Origin of the sequence: Microcoleus vaginatus PCC 9802 (assembly GCA_022701275.1) — a bacterium.
In the GTDB taxonomy this organism is placed as follows: domain Bacteria; phylum Cyanobacteriota; class Cyanobacteriia; order Cyanobacteriales; family Microcoleaceae; genus Microcoleus; species Microcoleus vaginatus_A.
The window spans coordinates 2158151-2177679 of record CP031740.1; the positions used below are offsets into that span (position 1 = coordinate 2158151).

A 19529-nucleotide genomic window follows, 5' to 3' on the forward strand; every position below is an offset into this window, starting at 1 on the left:
ACAAGACTCAAGGCTTCTTGAAATTGACTTGTCTGACCCTACTGAATTCGCTCCAACAACTTAGTATCGCAGCCAACAGGCTAGTATTTTTTCTAATATTCATCTAAGGATAGCCGAGACGCTTGCAGATAGTATTGAGACTGACTCCTTCATTAACCAGTTCGGTCGCGTGTGCGTGTCTGTGTTCATGGATGGTACAGCTTAGGCCTGCCTTGGCACAATAACCAACCCACTTTTCCTGAACCGATCGCTCACGTAATAAGCCACCCCTTCCATTCTTTTGAAGCTAGATGCCAAGTCCCATGAGATTTCTGCCATCCCCAAAGTGCGGGAGATGCTAGAGATGCTGGCCGGGTTGAAGGATGAAGCCCGACACTCATCACTGCTTCTCCACCTCAACCCTGTGCGATCGCCCAATCGAGTCATGTTTGCTTTCACGTTACTTATTGATTTACAAGCAAGGATTTGACAGGCTCAACCCAACCTACAGCGAAAGGCGATCGCACTCCTTCGTGCTCTGCGAAGACTCCGCCTCAAGCAAGCGGTAAAGCTGCATCGGAGCGGTAGATTGCGACATTAGGTTAATGCTGGATAAGACCGACAGAGAGGATATTATCAGCAAAAGTGACAAATAACACCCCTGATTTCCAGGATTAACTATCAGAAGCGATGGATAACACCCAAGAACCCGGACTTAACCTGCAAAGTTTCTGTTTAATTCCTTAAAACTAGGATGTTGTCCAACAGATATGATGGATAATCCTCGAAGGTAAAGGTATTATCCAGCATATCTGCGGTTGAATACATAGCTATATTTTTTTGGCATCAAATGTGCCAACAGCAACAATTGGAGAAAACAGATGTGGGATGAAAGATACAGTGCCCAAGAGTACGCATATGGCACAAACCCGAACAAGTTTTTGGAAGCAAACGTCAGCAGTATTCCAAAAGGTAAAGTTCTGAGCTTGGCGGAAGGAGAAGGGCGGAATGCCGTTTTCCTTGCGAAACAGGGTTATTCTGTAACCGCTGTAGATGCTTCTTTAGTTGGTTTGAATAAGGCCAGAAAGTTGACCGAAGAGAATGGGGTGATTGTTGAGTTTATTCATACTGACTTAGCAGAGTATGATTTAGGCGAAAATAAATGGGACGGAATTGTGTCTATATTTTGTCCATTGCCTTCTTCCATAAGAAAACAACTTCATAAAAAAGTTGAAGCAGGGTTAAAGCAAAACGGTGTTTTTCTGCTTGAGGCTTATACACCCGATCAGTTGAAGCATGGTACTGGGGGCGGAAATTCAGTAGATGTGATGCAATCTAAAGAATCTTTAAGCCTTGAGTTAGCGGGCTTAAAGTTTAGGCATCTAATTGAGCTTGAGCGTGATGTAGTAGAAGGTATTTATCACACTGGCATTGGCGCAGTAGTTCAGGCGATCGCATCAAAAGAAATATAACATTCTGGTGCAGCGGATTGCCTGAAGCTGCTTAGGTGAGATGCACAGATCCCAACAACCGCTGACCAGAACCGTTAGCTATCTTTGCACAAAGGTGTTGTACTCTCTGTGTACAGCCAAGAGTCTGCTTCTGGTGCCATCCCAAATGCAACTATTGGCACCGTTAAACCATTCGCGATCACCTAGCTGCTGTGCTAGCCATTGGTAATACTTAGTGATCTGTTCTTTCGCGTTCCCTTCCACCTCAACCAGCAGTGCGATCGCTCAATCGACTCATGTTGGGTTTCACGTTACCTAGTGATTCAAAAGTAAGGGCTTGACAGGCTCAATCTAAGGTACAGCGAGGGGCGATCGCACTCGTGCTAGTGTTCCGCCTTGGCATACTCCGCGAAGGCTCTGCCTCCAGCAAGTGGCAAAGCGTTTCTAAACGTTGGCTACAACTATATGTCAATCAGAAGTTCTACGAGACTCCAAAGGGGGGCGATAGGTTCGTAAAACCTGGTCGTTGTCGAAGAAATTGAGTAACCATATTGGTGCAATTTGGTACTTTGTGCATCATTACAATGCCTCTGTTGGCTCTTGACCATTACTATTCACCACTACCATTTTTTTACTATCCTGATGTAGCCGTGAGTTGCGATGAACAGGACAGAAATACTGCTGAAGATTTCATTTGCTACCCGCGCTTAATTGGGGAAGTTTTATCGCCGACAACCGCGGCTTTTGACAGAGGCGATAAATTTGCTGATTACCGCACTTCTGAAAGTTTGCAAGAGTATGTATTAATCAATGAATAAAAAGTTAGTGTAGAGTGTTTTCGCCGGAAGGCAGAGGGTTTGTGGGTGCTTTATCCTTACAGTCAAGGACAAGAAGTTCAGTTGGCTAGCGTTAATTTTAGCTGTGCGATCGAGACCTTGTATGAAGATGCGATCGAGATTGGTTGATTTTAATTACTCCTGAATCACTGATATTGATATGATTGAACCGCGAAGACGCAAAGAACACGAAGGAAGAGAAAAGAAGAAGAAGCTGGTAATTGCTATTTTTTCTTGGTGGCTTTCCAAGTGCCACCGTAGAAGTAAAAAGGAGTGTTTTTACTTACCGATTCCCAACATTTAAGACAGAAAAAAAACCACTGCCCCGACTCGTCATACCGGGCGCGGTAGAGAGTCGGGGCAGATTGGGAACAACGATCGCAATATTTGATTCTGATTGCCCTGGCCATTGTTACTCAGTTACAAAACTCAGTTTCAAACAATAACGGACTCTTGAGGGCGGGCGAATATCATGCGGCCGGCGCTAGTTTGCAGGGCGCTGGTGACTACGACTCGGGCTTCGCCGCCGACATAGCTGCTTCCTGCTTCTACGACCACCATTGTGCCGTCATCCAAGTAACCGATTCCCTGAGACGGTTCTTTGCCTTCTTTGCGGATTTTTAGTTCGATCGTATCTCCCGGCAAATAAGTGGGGCGCACCGCATGAGTCAAATCGTTGATATTCAAAACCGGCAGTTTTTGCACGGTAGCTACTTTCGATAAGTTGTAATCGTTGGTAAGCAAAATGCCGTCGATATCCAAAGCAAATCGGACTAATTTCGCATCGACTGTGGCAATATCTTCGTAGTCTGCCGAGTGAATTTGAATCCGTTCTGGATATGTTTCTTTGATGCGGTTGAGTACATCTAAGCCGCGGCGGCCGCGCACTCGCTTTTGATCGTTGGCGGAATCAGCTACAAGTTGCAGTTCTTGGAGAACGAATTGCGGCACGATAATTTGACCTTCGAGGAAACCGGTTTCTAGCAGGTTTTCAATCCGGCCGTCAATAATGCAGCTAGTATCGACTACTTTGGCAGAGGCTGGTTTGAAAGTACCTTCGGCTACCAACACCGTGTCAAAACTTTTGGGGTTGATCAGTCGCAAGAAAGCGCGGCCGTGGGTGTCGGTCAAACTGACGCCTGTGAAGCCGAACATGACGCTACCCAAGACTGCGACTAGAGGTTTGATGAAGCCGAACTCGCGGGGAATTGGCAGCAGGAACAGCGGAGCCAGCATTAAGTTTGCTACTAGCAGTCCGATGATTAAGCCGATCGCCCGCGTCAGCAGCATCTCCACTGGCATATCGCGGACTTGTTTTTCCAGGCGCCGATAGGTTGTTTGAGCCACTAATCCCATCACGAAGCCGATTAATGCTCCAAAGGAACCTAGTACAGAACTTAAGCCTTGTATATTTGTAACTTGCTCCAGCAGCTCGCTCGGCAGGAGTTCGACTCCGTAATAGCCGATGCCTCCGCCTGCGATTATGAATGAGATTATTATGATTGCGTCTAGCATTAGTTCTAGGTTAATGAATTTATTCGTATTATATCTTTCTAGTGCTGATACTTGTTTTCATGCTTTGGTCGGATATCGCTATATTTACTCAGGGATTTTCATAAACTTATATTTCGCGGTTGTACCTTTTAGGGGATGTGCCAGGGAGTCCCTTGGCATTTACGATGCCCCGCCGAAAGCAAGCACGAAGTGCGAATAGACCGCCCTGCGGGCTGTTCGGGAATTGTGGTCTATCAAAATTCGTACGAGGTTAAATTAAAAGAGCCGATCGTTCGCAGCGCTTTTTTGCTAAGAAAATGTCATAATATACATAATTATTCATGATTGTTTAATTAAAACTTTAGATTTGAAGTTGCGCTTTCGGCTTGAAATGTAATGAATCCTACCACCGATTATTTAACATTTGAATTAAAAAAAAGTGTGCAAGCGACAAATTCCGGGATTCCTAGTTCGGCTTACCTGCACATACCTTTTTGTCGCCGCCGCTGTTACTACTGCGATTTTCCGGTTTTTGTGGTGGGCGATCGCAAAAATGGCGAGAATTCCGGCACAATTGTGCAATATGTTGCTGTACTCTGTCAAGAAATTCAAGAAACTAAAAATTTAGGCGCATCTCTGAAAACAGTTTTTTTTGGTGGCGGCACGCCTTCGCTGCTTTCTGTCAGTCAGTTGAGCAATATTTTAGAGACTCTCGACGGCAAATTTGGAATTGCTGCTGAGGCGGAAATTTCTATAGAAATAGACCCGGGTACGTTTACTTTAGAACAGTTGCGGGGATATGCAGCGGCGGGAGTAAATCGAGTTAGTTTGGGAGTGCAAGCTTTTCAAGATGAATTGCTGCAAGCTTGCGGGCGATCGCACTCTGTCGCTGATATTTTTGAAGCAGTGGAAATAGTGCGATCGGCTGGTATTGTCAATTTTAGTTTAGACCTAATTTCGGGACTGCCGCACCAAACTTTAGAAAACTGGGAAGCTTCTCTGAAATCGGCGGTGGAAATTAGCCCGACTCACCTGTCGAGTTACGACTTAATTGTTGAACAGGGAACTGCTTTCGGGCGCTACTTTGAAGCAGGCGCCCAGCCACTACCAGCAGATGAAACGGCGGCTGGAATGTACCGTTTAGCAAGGGAAATTCTGACGGGGGCTGGCTACGAACATTACGAAATTTCTAATTACGCTCGATCTGGCTATCAGTGCCGCCACAACCGCGTTTATTGGGAAAATCGCCCTTATTACGGCTTGGGGATGGGGGCGGCGAGTTACGTGGAAGGCCGAAGGTTGACTAGACCTCGCAAAACTCAAGAATATTATCAGTGGGTGCGATCGATGTCTCGCCTCATTTCCCCTGCTACCCCAAAGCTGGGAGGGGAAACCCAGGCAGATATTGAACCAGCTATTGAGCAAAATTTTCAAGTCTCAGAAAATGACGTTTTGTTGGAAACGCTGATGCTAGGTTTGCGTTTAGCAGAAGGAGTTAGCCTGTCGGCGCTGACTCAGAAGTTTACTCAGCCAACGGTTGATAAAATTTGGCGTTGTTTGCAGCCCTACTGGCGGCAAGGATGGGTGGAAATTGGGCGATCGGATGGATCGATCGCAACTTTAGGCGAGGGCGCGAAACTGCCACTGTCGGGAAATTTGAGGTTGAGCGATCCCGAAGGTTTTTTATTTTCTAATACAATTTTAGCCGATTTGTTCAGCAAGTTAGGCGAGGATAATTAGCTCTGTCGGAGGAAGTATATCCCCAGCAAGCGCGATCGGCACTAAAGCCGGGTCCGCCAATGCGAGCGAAGGAAATTCAATTGCTCCCTAGCTTGATCATCTCAAAAATCATCTATTTTCTATCGATCCCTAAACAAATCTTAAAGGCGAACTAAGCCTTGGGATAGACGCAACGACGGCACTCCAGCCGTCATACTTAAGACTGAACATTTAAAAAGTAATTTAATGAACACTTTAACTATCGATCGCAACCAAACCCAAAACCAGCCCTGCCTTGTAATTAGCGAGCGCGGCTGCAATCAGACTTCCAAATGTAATTTTTGCGGTCACTACCAACAGGCAAGAGGTTCAGTTGGTCACTGTCAATTGTTGAACGCACCTGTTAGGGGCGGATGGAAATCTTGCACTTTAGCAATGCCGGCTTTTGCACCTTCTTGGGAATTCGTGGAAGGCGCTAATGTTTCCCCGGCGAAATTTATTAATTAACCCAAACAATGTAAAAAAAATGTGTCTTAACGGGTAATATGCTATATTAAGTTTAGGGCCGTCGCCGATCGCTCGCACAATTGCACAAACAAGTTAAAAAGATGAATTTGACACTAAATCAGGTAATTTCCGAAGGTCATACGCGCATTTTGTGTTGGTATCTTAATAATACTAGCAAAGTGCAAATCGCTCGCATTACAAATATTCCTAATTGGTATTTTGAGCGGACAGTGTTTCCGGGGGAACGTTTTTTGTTTGAAGCGCTGCCAGAAGCTCAGTTAGAAGTGTGCAGGAGTGCGGATACGGGTAGTATAGTGTGCGAGCGAATTTTGTGCGATCGGCTGCGAGTTGAAGAATTAAGCACGGCTGATTGAAGATAATTCCTTATACTTACCAACGAGAGGTAGAAACCCGGTTTTTTGTCACAAACCGGGTTTCTCTCTGTATGATTATAAAAACTCCGTTCACGATCGTACTTGCAACATCCGAAACCGGATTTATTCGTATATTTCTCGTTACTCAGCCCAAAACTCGTAGAAACTGAGATATTGCACCATTCTCAATAATTATTTCAGAGCGTGCTAGCAGCAACGACCCACAAGAAAAGTGATCGGTTGTGGAACAGGCCGTCGGGCTTTTTAAGCAGAATGGTGCAAGATGTGAGTATAAACCGGGATTCTCGCCACCCTATGCGTCAGCCCTGAAACTGTCGGAAGTGTTGATCTAAGCTAAATTAGATAAAATCCAACACTCTTCAATATAAAAACCCGATGTCCCTCACCGAACAAATCCTCTCCCAACTGCCAGGAGACGCCCTCGGAGGCCTGCGAAAGGTCGATCGACTCTGGGAAAACCTCAAACAAAACACCGCACCAGCACCCCAAGCAGTCAAACACAGCCAACAACCCCTGGAAACCCTCGACTTCGACATAGTTATCGGCGGCGGAACCCTAGGAATATTAATCGGTACAGCCTTAGTCCTCCGGGGTTGGCGAGTAGCCCTGCTCGAACGCGGCACCCTGCGAGGCCGCGAGCAAGAATGGAACATTTCTCGCAAAGAATTAGACGCATTCTTAGAACTAAATTTGCTATCTGTTGAAGAGATAGAAAAGGCGATCGCCACCGAATACAACCCAGCCCGCATCAGCTTTACCAACACCCCAGACATTTGGGTGCGCGACGTACTCAACATTGGAATCGACCCAGTTTACCTCCTAGAAACCCTCAAGCAGCGATTCCTCCAAGCTGGAGGAAAGCTATTTGAAAATACACCATTTAAAACAGCAACCATTCACCCGGATGGAGTCTTGGTAGAATCTGCAAATACCGATACACAACCTGCTACAAATTTATTTAAAACCAGATTATTATTAGACGCAATGGGACATTTTTCGCCCATTGTGCGCCAAGCAAGACAAGGCAAAAAACCCGACGCCGTATGTTTAGTAGTCGGTAGTTGCGCTCAAGGATACCCCAAAAACGACACTGGCGATATATTTGCATCCTTCACCCCAATGCAAAATCAGTGCCAATATTTTTGGGAAGCATTTCCAGCCAGAGACGGCCGCACAACCTACTTATTTACCTACATAGACGCCGACACCGAAAGATTCAGTTTAGAAACATTATTTGAAGAGTATTTGCGCTTGCTTCCCCAATATCAAAACGTCGAACTCGAACAGTTAAAATTCCAAAGAGCACTTTACGGATTTTTCCCCTGCTATCGTCAAAGTCCTCTAAAAACGCCTTGGGATCGCCTACTCCCAGTCGGAGACAGCAGCGGTAGCCAATCTCCCCTCAGCTTCGGCGGTTTCGGCGCAATGGTGCGCCATCTCAAACGCTTGACTCTAGGAATTGACGAAGCTTTGACAAGCGACAGTCTCAGCAAAAATGCCCTCGCACTTTTGCAACCCTACCAGCCGAATCTATCAGTTACCTGGTTGTTTCAGCGTTCGATGAGTGCTGCGATTAATCAAAAAATAGACCCCAATCAAATTAATCAACTTTTGGCTGCCGTCTTTCAGGTAATGGAAGAGTTGGGAGAACCGGTGCTCAAACCTTTTCTTCAGGATATCGTGCTGTTTCCGGCTTTGTCAAAAACCTTGTTTAAAACAGCAATTAGCCATCCCGGATTAGTTATGAAAATTATCCCGCAGGTAGGAATCGCTAACTTGCTAGATTGGATGGTACATTATTTAAATTTAGGGATTTATACGGGATTGCAGCCTTTGGGGAAAGCCGTAGAACCGCAGGTAAAAAATTTAGCGCCGGAGCAGCAATACTATTTTCACCGATTAGTTGAAGCATGGCACTATGGCGCTGGAGGCGATTATTAAGTGATTAATTGTGCCACAGGCATCTTGCCCGTGGCTAACAGATGAACAGGCAAGATGCCTGTTCCACAACACAATATAATTTATTAAGTGATTAATTGTGGCACGGGCATCTTGCCCGTGGCTAACAGATGAACAGGCAAGATGCCTGTTCCACAACCTAATTATATTAGTTGTGAGTTATGAAGGAGCTATAACTGCTAAAGCTTGGGGAATCACTCGGAATTTTGCAGGTGTGTAAGTGGTGATTTCACCGTCGGTATTAATCGGACGGCGTTTGCTAGTATTAACCTCAAATTCTTGAGCGTACAAGACGCGAACTTTAGGCGAAGTGGTATAATTTCCTTGCCTCATAGCCGGCAGCAAAGCAATGATTTCCCACCAATTTATTGTTTCCAAACTGTACAAATCCAGTCGCCTGTCGTCGATGGTGGCATCCTCGGCAACTGTCATGCCACCTCCGTAATAGCGGCCGTTGCCAATGGCAATTTGAATAGTTTTAACCTTAAAAGATTGGTTGTTTATCTTAATTTCTGCTCGGAACGGTCGCGCTGAAAAAATTGTCTGCAAAGCAGTAAAAGCATAAGCTAAAACTCCCCAGCGCTGCTTCACCTTTTTAGTCAGCCGCTGGGTAATTTCCACGCTTAGTCCCAAACTTGCAACATTAAAAAAATGTTGGCCGTTAACCCAACCCAAGTCTATTAGCCGAACTTTACCGCTGGCAATTACTTGACAAGCTGCGGATAAATCTGTAGGAATTGCCAGAGTCCGGGCTAGGTCGTTAGCAGTTCCCATCGGCAAAATACCCAAGGGTAACTTGGTATCTATCAAACCTTCTATGGCAGCGTTGAGAGTGCCGTCGCCGCCGCCGATTATTACTAATTCGACTCGATTTTGGTAGCGACGAATAGTGTCGGAAAGTTCGTGGGCGTGGTCAGTAGATTCTATAATTAACTCGATACCGAGTGCTTCTAATTCTACAGTGGCTTGAGATAATAGCTTTTGCCCTTTTCGGGAGTGCTGGTTTACTAAAAGTAGAGCTTTCTTCATTTGTTAATTTTTCATTAGGAATATTGCGTATTTTAAATTACAAAAAGTATAGCTTGATGCTTTAACTGGATGAAATTAATGCTTTACTTCTATTTTACCAGCTATGATGGATTGACAAAAATGTCAAAAAATGGATAATTGTAGCAAAAGATTCCTAAAAAGTCCCTCCTGCTCTGACCTAGCAGCAAAAAACCTCGCTTCTCGATCGAACTTAATTTAAAATCATGTGTAATATTTTACAAAAAGCGCAAGTCGCTGCCGATCGCCAAAACTGGTCTGGGCTAGTCGAATGCTTGCAGGAAGTGACAGCCAAGGGCAGTAAGCCGCAGGAACAACACATTTTAGAACAAGCTGTCAGTTTAGCAATACAAGCCTTGGAATGGGGCGATTTTCAAGACCGTTGGGAAATTGCTAAAGTATTACCCAATCTAGGAAATTGCGCGATCGCACCTTTAATTGCCGTGCTCGAAGACGAAGATGCAGACACGGAACCCCGGTGGTTTGCCGCCCGCATCCTCGGAAAGTTCGATCGTCCAGAAGTGATTCAAGCTTTAGTAGAATTGGTCAAAAATTCCGACGAAGAATTGAGCCAAATCGCCGCCGAAACCCTAGGGAATTTGGGCCAAACAGCCATAGAATCCCTAGCAACTCTCTTGCAGCAAAAAGACTCGCGACAGTTTGCAACAGTAGCACTCGCCCAAATTCGGCGCACCGAAACCATCGCACCGCTGTTGAGCGTAGTCGCAGACTCTCAAGTTGCGGTGCGAGCAGCCGCAATCGAGGCCCTGAGCAGCTTTCACGACTCCCGCATCCCGCCGGTACTGGTAGCAGCGCTCAAAGATCCGGCGACAGCAGTCAGAAAAGAAGCCGTGCGAGCTCTTGGCGCGCGCGCCTATTTAGACGCAGAATTAGATTTAGTTAACTTGCTCAAACCTTTACTTTCGGACATCCGATTAGAAGTTTGTCAGCAAGCGGCGATCGCGATCGGGCGAGTCAAAACTGATGCAGCAGCGGCGGCTTTATTTGAATTGCTGCGATCGCCCACAACTCCGGTTGAATTGCAAATCGAAACTGTGCGCGCCCTAAGCTGGATGGAAACTGCAACCGCTTTAGCATATTTGCATCAGACCTTAATGGCGCAATTTACTAACATAAATCCTACTGTTTCTCAAGAGATAATCACTGTTTTAGGGCGAGTAGAAAAGCCGGAATTAAAAGCTGTTGCTTCTGAAATTATGATTGATTTGTTGAAAACAAATCATCCGGCCGTGCAGGAGGCAGTTGGCAAAAACTCTTTAGCTTTAGGTTTAGGAAAATTAGGAGATATGAGAGGGCTAGATGCTCTGATTTCAATGTTGGGCGACGCAGATAGCAGCGTCAGGCTGCACTGCATGGCAGCGCTCAAACAGCTAGGTGCTGCCGGGGCCAGGCAGAAATTAGAAAACTTAGTGAAACAAGAGAGTCTCGAACCAAGATTGAAACAAGGAATTGCGATCGCATTGCAAGAATGGCAATAAAATCAAGAGCGAGCGGATTTGCGGAGAACGTTTAAATATAGGGTGCGCCATCAACACCTTACGTAGAACTTAAATATTGAATTTTGAACTCGATAACTGAAAAATCAAAATTTTAGCTCTGCTCAATTGGCAGCCGCACTCCGAAAGTCGAGCCGAGTCCTTCCCCAGGACTTGCGGCCCAGACACTGCCGCCGTGGAGTTCCACGAGATGGCGGACGATCGCCAATCCCAGTCCCAGGCCGCCGTAATTGCGCGTAGAAGTGCTGTCAGCTTGGCGGAAGCGATCGAACACAAAGGGCAAAAACTCCTTGCTGATGCCAATTCCCGTATCGCTGACAACGATCGAAACAGAGTGAACCGGAGACGGCCCAGACAACATGGCGCCACCCCCTGCTCCCGGTTCCCCATCCTCTGAGAGTGTGATTTCCACGCGACCCGACGGCGGCGTAAACTTAATAGCATTCGAGAGCAAATTAGACACCACCTGCTGCAAACGAGTAGCATCGCCCCTCACCAAGCTCACCCCTTCGCCACAAAAACTCACCAATTCAATTCCCCTAGCTTCAGCATCAGGGGTCAGCGCCTTCACTGCCGTTTCTACAATCCGCACCAAATCCACCGGGAACAGCTTCAAACACACTTTGCCACTCACAATCCGGGAAACGTCGAGCAAATCCTCAATCATCTGAGTCTGCAACCGCGCGTTTCGCTCAATAGTCTCCAAACCCACAGCCGTTTTTTCGGCACTCATCTGGCGCTGCCGCAGCATCTGGGCCCAGCCCAAAATGGCGTTCAGAGGCGTCCGCAACTCGTGAGAAAGCGTTCCCAAAAACTGGTCTTTAATCCGGTTGGCCTCCGCTGCTTCCCGGTAAAGCCGCGCATTGTCGATCGCCACCGCCGCATCCCGCGCCAAATCCTCCAGCAAAACCAAATCCTCCTGCCCGCAGCGGCGGCCAGACTCCCCGCACAGCAGCGAAATCGCTCCCAGCGTCCGCCCGCGAGCGATTAGCGGCACGCAGATTGCCGACAGCACCGGGGATTGGGCTCGCAGCACCAACTGCAGCTCCCTGTCCGGCACAACCGCCTCGATCACCCATTCCGGTATTTCTGGGTAGAGCTTCGACTCACCAGTCCGCAGCACCTTTGCTACTCCGTGTCGTCCTTGGGGGTCTAGTGGCATACGCCGATCAATTTGCCACAGCAGAGCGACTTTGCTCGGATCTGAGTGAGCAACTGCTTGCAAGCGGATTGAGCCGTCTGCATCAAGCAAATGCACACAGCACCAGTCTCCCAGCCCCGGTACTGTTAAATCTGCCAAACCTTGCAGCGCCTTCTCGTAATCCAGGGAAGCCGACGACAGCAAAGCCAAAGCTTGAGCGCTAAAATAGGCTGTTTGGGCCAATCGCTGGCGATCGTCAATATCGGTACAAGTCCCGAACCATTTGAGAATTTTCCCGTCAGCGTCCCGCACGGGCAACGCCCGGCCCAGATGCCAGCGGTAAGCTCCATCAGATGCCCGTTTAAAGCGGTATTCCACCTCGTAAGTCTTCCCTGTCTCCACCGAGGTCTTCCAGCTTTCTACGGAATTTTCCACGTCATCTGGATGCAGGGCTAGCTGCCACCCCCAGCCTTGAGTTTCCTCCAGCGTCAAGCCAGTATATTCAAACCAGCGTTGGTTGTAGTAGTCGAACCAGCCGTCGGCTCTGGCAGTCCAAACTATTTGCGGGATGGCTTCAGCGAGGACGCGGTAAAGCAGTTCGCTGGCTTCTGCTTGGCGACGGGCGGCCTGTTCCCGCGCCAATGCCCAATTCCGCTGTTCTTCGGCTTCTTTGCGAGCGGTGATGTCGCTAATCACGCCGATCCATCTGCAGGGATTGCCTTGTTTGTCAAGCACTGCTTTGCCTCGATCGATCCAGTGGAGCAAGCGGCCCCGCTGGCACTGAACGCGGTATTCCTGAAAAAATGGGGCGGCAGAACTGTGTGGCGCACTCAAATACCGATCGACCGCAGCCAAAACTCGATCGCGGTCGAGCGGGTGCAAGATACTGTTCCAAGCTGTTCTTGTCCTCGGAAATCCGCCTTTTTCGTACTCCAAATGTTCGTCTACGTGACCGAACCACAGCACGATGCCGGTTTCGATATCCCATTCATAAATTAAATCACTGGCACTTTCGGCAGCAATCCGAAACCGCTCTTCAGACTGTCGCAGCACTTCCAGAAATTTAAAGCGTTCCGTCACGTCCAAAACCAGAGACAGCACCGATACCAACTGTCCCGAATCGCTGTAAAAAGCCGAATTGTACCACTCGCAATGCACCAACGAACCACCCTTATGATAATTGCTGTTGCGAACTACATTGCAGCGATCACCTGGTTTGTTTAAACTATAAATTGCCGATTCTACCTCTTCAAAATCACCCTTATCAATAAATTTCCATTCGCTAAAATGCTTGCCTAAAACTTCTGTTTCCTTCCAGCCAAAAATCTTCTGGGCTGCCGGCGACCACCCGCTAACCCGAAAATTTTCATCCCACTCAATCACCGCTAGGGGAGTATTTTCAAAATGAGAAGTGAGTTTTTGCAGCGCCTCGCGTAGGGATGCTTCTACTTGCTTGCGCCCAGTAATATCGCCAAAAGAAATAGCAATGCCGTCGCCCAATTTAACGGTCATAATCCGAAACCAGCCGACAATGCCTTCCCTGTTGTAATAAATCTCGGTATCGAGGGGAATTCCTGTTTGGACAACTTGCACGTAATGGTCGAACAAACCGCTATCTTTATGACCGGGCAGGACTTGCAGCAATCGCTTGCCGATTAATTCTTCAGGTGTACGTTGTTGAATTTTTGCCCCTGCGGGATTGACGTATTCCCATTCAAAATCCACAATTGTGGATTCGTCACGAATGCTGCGGAACACGTTAAATCCGTCTAGAGATAATTCCTGAAAAACGCGGAAGCGTTCTTCGCTTTCTTGCAGCTTGTCTACAGTGTCAAGCAGGAGGTTCTCGACTCGCTCGCGCTGTGTTATTTCTGCAAGCAATTGCTGGTTAATTTGCTGGAGTTCGCTTGTGGGGGAGAGGACGGAATTTGTAATAGCAGAGTCGGCTTGCAGTCGATCGACCTTTTCAGTTCCCAGTGCCGTATTTCCTGGAAAAGAGACCGCCCCAGCCAAAGCCAACACTTGAGAAATCCCGGGTATCAGGTACGCTAAAGCCCACAAAGAGATGATAGCGGTCAAGGCGGCGATCGAACTTGACAGCCAGTAGCTGGGATGCACCAGCATCCAAACTTGCACCAAGTGAGTTGTCCCGCCGCAGAAAAACCAGGCTCCCAATAGGAGAAACCCCTTGCTCAAAGGCACGTCTCGCTGCTTCCCGGCATAGTATGTCAGAATTGCTGGAATTGAATAATAAGCCAAGGCAATTAACAAATCGCTGACGGCTTGCAGTCCCATAAACTGGAACTGCCACTGGCAACATCCACCCTGCGGAATAAAATTGTGGTTAAATGACATAATCTTAAGAAATTGCAGCATTTCGGCTTTCCTGTGCGATCGATCCTAGTTGCACTTGTGTTGCTGACCCGCTAATTCCTAGTTTATACACAAAAAAACATAAAACAAGAGTGACTTTAGTCCGGGGAGGAAAGTTCACTACAGGTTTTAACCTGCCTGCAATATTCGTACATTTATTGAGAGGTTTAGGGAGAGTCAGGTACTATAATGCCCAAGGAGGTAAGAAATTTAAGGCTAGTTTTAGAGTCCCAAGCATAGGGATAAACCAAGCAATTTAGCGCAATTGATGAAGCGATTCTGAGTGTGCAGTTCATTCCAACCGTTTAGTTACAATCTTACAAGAATCGATTAATTTATCTTTATTTAATCGATTTTTTGAGGATTTTGCAGATTCATAAATCCCTTCAACATTGGAGAATCGACCTCTACTTGGGCGCTCATAAATCCTACCCGAGCAAATTGATTCATAGAGCCAAGCATCCCCGCCTCTCGCCCCGGAATCAAAACTAATCTCTACCTGTATCAAAGTCTACTAAATTCTTCTACTAAATCGGTTAATGTCACAGATTATCTTCCAGTGAAATTTCTGAAACCATCTCGAATTAAACATCCATGCGCTTAGAGCAGCTTCAAGCATTTCTTTCAGTTGCTGAAACTGGTAGCTTTCAGCAAGCGGCCCGGAAGTGTGGCGTTACCCAATCGACTATTAGCCGCCAAGTGCAGGGATTAGAAGCGGAAGTGGGTTTGTCGCTGTTTCACCGCACGGCCCACGCGAAGCTGACTGTGGGAGGGGAACGCCTGCTACCTCACGCTCGCAAAATCTGTCAGACTTGGCGAAATGCTGCTGAAGAATTGGGAGACTTGTTGTCGGGAAAGCAGCCGGAACTGTGCGTGGCTGCGATTCACTCGGTTTGCGCTGCTTATCTGCCGCCTGTGCTGCAAAAGTTTTGCCGCGACTATCCAGACGTGCAGTTGCGGGTGACTTCCCTCGGGAGTGATCGAGCTCTGAAAGTCCTCAAAGACGGTTTGGTGGACATAGCGGTGGTGATGAACAACCGCTATTTTACTCAAGCCCCGGAAATGTTGGTTGAGGTGCTCTACAATGAGCCGATCGAGGTGTTGATGGCGGCGGGTCATCCCCTGGCCCAGTATGATCGAGTACCTTGGCCGGAATTGATTTGTTACCCGCAAGTGGTGTTTAAGGACGGGTACGGAATGCAGCGGATGGTGCAAGAACAATTTGGACGCATGGGTGCTAAACTTCATGCTGTTTTGGAACTCAACACTCTTGATGCTTTTCGGGGTGTGGTGCGACAGGGAGAATTGATTGCTTTGCTGCCGCATTCAGCTTTGGTGGACGCGAAGGGCGATCGCACTTTAGCAATTCGGTCGATCGCCCAAGAGCGGTCAACTTCCAAGGTTTCGGCAATCGGTCAATTGGCGACCGATCCGACTTGGACTCGCGAAGTGGTGTTGGTGACAACTCACGATCGAATGCAAATTCCGCCGATCGCCCATTTCTGGAATCTGGTACGCGAATTTGTGCCACCATTTGATGTAATCAAGCTAGAAAAATCAGGGAGTTAATTCGATAATTTTGAATTGAGAGTTCGGAATTTTAAATTTAAAACGATTCAAATATTACCAATTACTAACTACCAATTACTAACTACCAACTACCAATTACCAACTTCAAAAGTTATGAGTGACGCATTTAGAGAATTGCTGCGAAAAATTGGCAGCGGCATACACACAGGAGAAAACTTAACTCGCTCCGAAGCAGCAGCAGCCACGCGGATGATGCTGCTGGGGGAAGCAACACCGGCTCAAATTGGAGCTTTTATGATTTCCCACCGCATTAAACGGCCCACTGGCGAAGAATTAGCCGGAATGCTCGATGCTTATGAAGAATTGGGGCCTATGCTTGCCCCCCCAAACCGAGAAAAAGGGTTTTCCGTCTCTACCGTCGCCGTGTTTGGCGTTCCTTACGACGGGCGATCGCGCACGGCTCCAATTAGCCCTTTAACAGCCTTAATTTTAGCAGCCTCTGGCGTGCCAACCCTCATGCACGGGGGGGATACTATGCCAACCAAAGAAGGCATTCCCCTGATTGAAATTTGGCGCGGTTTGGGAGTTGACTGGAGAAAACTGAGTTTAGAAAAAGTCCAGCAAGTTTTTGACAGTACCGGTTTAGGTTTTGTTTACCTTCCCAAGCATTTTCCTCAAGCCACCGCTTTAGTTCCCTACCGCCGCGAAATCGGCAAACGGCCACCTTTTTCGACAATGGAGTTGATGTGGTGTCCCTGTGCCGGCGACGTTAACGTCATCTCCGGCTACGTCCACCCGCCGACAGAAGGTATGTTTCAAAAAGCCTTTGAGTTGCGGGGAATCAAAAATTATACCACTGTCAAAGGATTGGAGGGAAGCTGCGATTTGCCGCGCGATCGTACTGCGATTATCGGCATTGCTAAGCCGGACACTAAGTTCGAGCGAGTGCTTTTGGCCCACGGAGATTACGGTTTTAGCAGCACCAATCCTGCCTTTGAATCAGCCCCTGAGTTATTAAAACAAATGCAGGAAGTGTTGTTGGGAAAACCCTCCGAATTGATGCAGTCGGCTATCTGGAACGGCGGATTTTATCTGTGGCGCAGCGGAGTTTGTTTGGATATGAACTCGGGTTTGATTCAGGCAGAAACTTTATTGAGTAACGGTCAAGTCGTGCAAAAACTTGAGGAAGTTAGCCAAGCCGTTAGTGTTTTTAGTTGAAAATGATTAATCAGGTTTTGTGTGCAGTGGGAACCTACATTGAGCAGGTTTTGTACACAGCACCCTACATGGAGAAATTTTTCTTCCTTCTTCCCTCTTCCTTCTTCCCTCTTCCTTCTTCCCTCTTCCTTCTTCCTTCTTCCCAATGACTCATCATAAAATTGCTGTAATTGTGCTTGCAGGCGGTCAAAGTTCGCGGATGGGTAGGGATAAAGCTCTGCTGGAAATTGAGGGCAAATCCCTATTGCAGCGGGCGTTGGAAGTTGCCACAGTTATAACGCCAGCAGTTTATGTTCTGACTGCTTGGCCCGATCGCTATCGATCGACCTTAACCGAAACATCCCAATTTCTGGTAGAGTACAATCCCGGCTCCGGGCCCTTGGTGGCATTGACTCAGGGATTGAAAGAAATAGTCGCCGAGTGGATTTTACTGTTAGCTTGCGATTTGCCTTTGTTGGATGCCCAGATTATCCAGAAGTGGGCAAGTCAGTTAAGCGAATTTCCCCCATCAACTTTAGCAGTTGTGCCTTATCAAAATTCGCGCTGGGAGCCTTTGTGCGGCTTCTACCGCCAACAATCTCTGCCCAGCTTGCAAAGTTTTATTGACAAAGGGGGACGTTCCTTTCAAGTGTGGTTAAATCAAATCCCCGCAATCCCTCTACCTGTAAGGGAACGAGAAGCAGTAATGTTATCGAATTGCAATACATTAGAAGAGTTTGAGAAATTAAAAGGTAAAATGGTTAACGGTTGACTGTTGACTGTTGACAGTTAACTGACTAATGACTAATGACTAATTACTAATTACTAATGATTAACGCATATTGGTTGCTCGATCGCAATATAACTTTCCTCAATCACGGCTCTTTTGGGGCTTGTCCGATTCCCGTACTGGAAGCGCAAACCATTTTTCGAGAACAACTGGAAAGAGAACCATTGCGCTTTTTACTGCGGGAATTTGAACCATTGTTGGATAATGCAAGAAATCAGTTAGCAGCATTTATTGGTGCGAGTGAGGATGACTTGGCGTTTGTGCCGAATGCGACGACGGGAGTAAATGCAGTTTTGCGATCGCTCTGTTTTGCTCCGGGCGACGAATTGCTAACTACAAATCAGGAATACAACGCTTGCCGCAACACACTTAATTTTGTAGCCGAGCGTACAGGGGCTAAAGTAATAGTAGCAGAAGTTCCCTTTCCAATTGAGTCGCCCGAACAAATTATTGAAGCAATAATTAAGTGCGTTTCACCGCAAACAAAGTTAGCCTTATTAGACCACGTTGTGAGCCAAACAGGTTTAATCTTTCCCATCAAACAGTTAGTCGGCGAGTTAGCTAACCGTGGCGTGGATGTATTAGTAGACGGAGCTCACGCGCCGGGAATGGTAGCCCTGAATTTAGATGAAATTGGGGCGGCTTACTATACGGGAAATTGCCACAAATGGCTGTGCGCGCCCAAAGGTGCAGGCTTTTTATACGTGCGGCGCGACAAGCAAGATGCCATTCGGCCAACTACGATCAGTCACGGCGCTAACTCGCCCCGCGCTGATAAATCGCGCTTTCAATTAGAGTTTGACTGGATGGGAACTGTCGATCCGAGTCCTTATTTGTGCGTGCCTGTGGCTATTGATTTTATGGGTTCTTTGTTGAGTGGCGGCTGGCCGGAATTGAGGGCCAAAAATCATGCTTTGGCGTTGGCGGGGAGAAAAATATTGGCGGACAAATTAGATTTGCGGCTGCCTTGTCCTGATGAAATGGTGGGTTCTATGGCTGTTGTGCCATTGGCAGACTCTCAGTCTGATGTGGTTGCAAAGGGAGGAATTCCACCTTTGCAAGAGGCGCTGTGGGAGATTTTTAAAATTGAAGTTCCGGTGATTCCTTGGCCGAATGCTAGTAAGCAGTTGGTGAGGATTTCGGCTCAGTTATACAATACTTTGCCACAGTATCAATATTTGGCTAAGGCGCTGGTTGAGCTGACGAGAAGTTGAGGGGGAGCTTCAAAAAAAAACCTAACACCCAGCTACAAACAGTTATAGGTTTGTAGTTAGGGTGTCGGCTCTCATAGTTTTGGTGAATAAAGACTATTCCTTACTACCAAGGTAATAAGTGTTATAAAACTAGGCATAATTAGAAGGAAAAATCCTGCAAGGAATTACCTTTAATTTTCTTTAACTTGGCTACCATTTACCTAAACAAAAAACACACAAAAAACTCCTCTAAAGCCCGAGAGCCATCGATTACGCCAATCCGCCCAAACCGAATAAATTTTGTACATAACCCGCAAAATTTCCTAAGTTAAAACAGGGTGGTCAAACCGGATAGTACACAAGTTCCGCGCAACAGAATATAATGTATCCACACTTGCATT

General features: G+C 47.1%; 14 protein-coding genes and 4 pseudogenes. 12 read left to right on the plus strand and 6 right to left on the minus strand.

All coding sequences use genetic code 11. From position 1 onward, the window contains the following. Nucleotides 1–103: 103 nt before the first annotated feature. Nucleotides 104–262, minus strand: a pseudogene (locus D0A34_08825) (integrase). 598 nt (nucleotides 263–860) lie between these two features. On the opposite strand from D0A34_08825, the gene D0A34_08830 reads away from it, so the two are divergent. Further along, nucleotides 861–1451, plus strand: coding sequence for a class I SAM-dependent methyltransferase (locus D0A34_08830; protein ID UNU18961.1), 591 nt, complete (start codon nucleotides 861–863; stop codon nucleotides 1449–1451). A 159-nt stretch (nucleotides 1452–1610) separates the two neighbouring features. Here D0A34_08830 and D0A34_08835 read toward each other — a convergent pair. Further along, a pseudogene (locus D0A34_08835) lies at nucleotides 1611–1703 on the minus strand (glutathione S-transferase family protein). A 229-nt stretch (nucleotides 1704–1932) separates the two neighbouring features. Between D0A34_08835 and D0A34_08840 the strand changes: the two are divergent. After that, nucleotides 1933–2034: pseudogene (locus tag D0A34_08840) on the plus strand (IS1 family transposase). Between the two features lie 22 nt (nucleotides 2035–2056). Then, nucleotides 2057–2395 (plus strand): annotated as a pseudogene (locus tag D0A34_08845) (Uma2 family endonuclease). 95 nt (nucleotides 2396–2490) lie between these two features. Here D0A34_08845 and D0A34_08850 read toward each other — a convergent pair. Both D0A34_08850 and D0A34_08855 read right to left on the minus strand, forming a co-directional pair. Beyond that, nucleotides 2491–2676 (minus strand): hypothetical protein, encoded by a 186-nt coding sequence (locus tag D0A34_08850; GenBank protein UNU18962.1) that lies wholly within the window; start codon nucleotides 2674–2676, stop codon nucleotides 2491–2493. Nucleotides 2677–2701: 25 nt separating this feature from the next. Beyond that, nucleotides 2702–3781, minus strand: coding sequence for a PIN/TRAM domain-containing protein (locus D0A34_08855; GenBank protein ID UNU18963.1), 1080 nt, complete (start codon nucleotides 3779–3781; stop codon nucleotides 2702–2704). A 375-nt stretch (nucleotides 3782–4156) separates the two neighbouring features. Here D0A34_08855 and D0A34_08860 point away from each other — a divergent pair, with 375 nt between their 5' ends. The 4 genes from D0A34_08860 to D0A34_08875 all read left to right on the plus strand — a co-directional run bounded on the left by D0A34_08860 (nucleotide 4157) and on the right by D0A34_08875 (nucleotide 8322). Beyond that, entirely contained in the window at nucleotides 4157–5500 is a 1344-nt protein-coding gene (locus D0A34_08860) for a coproporphyrinogen III oxidase (protein UNU18964.1), read from the plus strand. Nucleotides 5501–5725: 225 nt separating this feature from the next. After that, nucleotides 5726–5986, plus strand: coding sequence for a hypothetical protein (locus D0A34_08865; protein ID UNU18965.1), 261 nt, complete (start codon nucleotides 5726–5728; stop codon nucleotides 5984–5986). Between the two features lie 101 nt (nucleotides 5987–6087). Then, nucleotides 6088–6360: a DUF1830 domain-containing protein gene (locus D0A34_08870; protein UNU18966.1), complete on the plus strand. Its 273-nt coding sequence runs from the start codon at nucleotides 6088–6090 to the stop codon at nucleotides 6358–6360. Nucleotides 6361–6756: 396 nt separating this feature from the next. After that, nucleotides 6757–8322 carry an FAD-binding oxidoreductase gene (locus tag D0A34_08875; GenBank protein ID UNU18967.1) on the plus strand — a complete coding sequence of 522 codons (1566 nt, stop codon included), beginning with the start codon at nucleotides 6757–6759 and terminating at the stop codon, nucleotides 8320–8322. 177 nt (nucleotides 8323–8499) lie between these two features. On the opposite strand, the gene D0A34_08880 is transcribed toward D0A34_08875, so the two are convergent. After that, nucleotides 8500–9369 (minus strand): lipid kinase, encoded by an 870-nt coding sequence (locus D0A34_08880; GenBank protein ID UNU18968.1) that lies wholly within the window; start codon nucleotides 9367–9369, stop codon nucleotides 8500–8502. A gap of 224 nt (nucleotides 9370–9593) precedes the next feature. On the opposite strand from D0A34_08880, the gene D0A34_08885 reads away from it, so the two are divergent. After that, nucleotides 9594–10886 carry a HEAT repeat domain-containing protein gene (locus D0A34_08885; GenBank protein ID UNU18969.1) on the plus strand — a complete coding sequence of 431 codons (1293 nt, stop codon included), beginning with the start codon at nucleotides 9594–9596 and terminating at the stop codon, nucleotides 10884–10886. A gap of 112 nt (nucleotides 10887–10998) precedes the next feature. Here the strand turns inward: D0A34_08885 and D0A34_08890 are convergent, their stop codons facing one another. Continuing rightward, entirely contained in the window at nucleotides 10999–14421 is a 3423-nt protein-coding gene (locus D0A34_08890; protein ID UNU18970.1) for a PAS domain S-box protein, read from the minus strand. A 591-nt stretch (nucleotides 14422–15012) separates the two neighbouring features. Between D0A34_08890 and D0A34_08895 the strand changes: the two genes are divergently transcribed. The 4 genes from D0A34_08895 (at nucleotide 15013) to D0A34_08910 (ending at nucleotide 19149) form a co-directional block, all read left to right on the plus strand. Next, entirely contained in the window at nucleotides 15013–15987 is a 975-nt protein-coding gene (locus D0A34_08895; protein UNU18971.1) for a LysR family transcriptional regulator, read from the plus strand. A 114-nt stretch (nucleotides 15988–16101) separates the two neighbouring features. Beyond that, entirely contained in the window at nucleotides 16102–17166 is a 1065-nt protein-coding gene (locus D0A34_08900; GenBank protein ID UNU22227.1) for a hypothetical protein, read from the plus strand. 145 nt (nucleotides 17167–17311) lie between these two features. After that, on the plus strand, nucleotides 17312–17917 hold the full coding sequence (locus tag D0A34_08905; protein UNU18972.1) for a molybdenum cofactor guanylyltransferase: 606 nt from the start codon (nucleotides 17312–17314) through the stop codon (nucleotides 17915–17917). A 56-nt stretch (nucleotides 17918–17973) separates the two neighbouring features. Then, the gene (locus D0A34_08910) at nucleotides 17974–19149 is read left to right on the plus strand and encodes an aminotransferase class V-fold PLP-dependent enzyme (GenBank protein ID UNU18973.1); all 1176 of its coding nucleotides are present in this window, start codon (nucleotides 17974–17976) and stop codon (nucleotides 19147–19149) included. Nucleotides 19150–19529 lie beyond the last annotated feature (380 nt).

Bases quoted from the DNA above. Each gene is read 5' to 3' on its own strand.
- D0A34_08850 (UNU18962.1), bottom strand. From the start codon at position 2,676: ATGGCCAGGGCAATCAGAATCAAATATTGCGATCGTTGTTCCCAATCT.
- D0A34_08895 (UNU18971.1), top strand. From the start codon at position 15,013: ATGCGCTTAGAGCAGCTTCAAGCATTTCTTTCAGTTGCTGAAACTGGT.
- D0A34_08905 (UNU18972.1), top strand. From the start codon at position 17,312: ATGACTCATCATAAAATTGCTGTAATTGTGCTTGCAGGCGGTCAAAGT.
- D0A34_08830 (UNU18961.1), top strand. From the start codon at position 861: ATGTGGGATGAAAGATACAGTGCCCAAGAGTACGCATATGGCACAAAC.
- D0A34_08855 (UNU18963.1), bottom strand. From the start codon at position 3,781: ATGCTAGACGCAATCATAATAATCTCATTCATAATCGCAGGCGGAGGC.
- D0A34_08860 (UNU18964.1), top strand. From the start codon at position 4,157: ATGAATCCTACCACCGATTATTTAACATTTGAATTAAAAAAAAGTGTG.
- D0A34_08885 (UNU18969.1), top strand. From the start codon at position 9,594: ATGTGTAATATTTTACAAAAAGCGCAAGTCGCTGCCGATCGCCAAAAC.
- D0A34_08900 (UNU22227.1), top strand. From the start codon at position 16,102: ATGAGTGACGCATTTAGAGAATTGCTGCGAAAAATTGGCAGCGGCATA.
- D0A34_08890 (UNU18970.1), bottom strand. From the start codon at position 14,421: ATGCTGCAATTTCTTAAGATTATGTCATTTAACCACAATTTTATTCCG.
- D0A34_08910 (UNU18973.1), top strand. From the start codon at position 17,974: ATGATTAACGCATATTGGTTGCTCGATCGCAATATAACTTTCCTCAAT.
- D0A34_08865 (UNU18965.1), top strand. From the start codon at position 5,726: ATGAACACTTTAACTATCGATCGCAACCAAACCCAAAACCAGCCCTGC.
- D0A34_08875 (UNU18967.1), top strand. From the start codon at position 6,757: ATGTCCCTCACCGAACAAATCCTCTCCCAACTGCCAGGAGACGCCCTC.
- D0A34_08880 (UNU18968.1), bottom strand. From the start codon at position 9,369: ATGAAGAAAGCTCTACTTTTAGTAAACCAGCACTCCCGAAAAGGGCAA.
- D0A34_08870 (UNU18966.1), top strand. From the start codon at position 6,088: ATGAATTTGACACTAAATCAGGTAATTTCCGAAGGTCATACGCGCATT.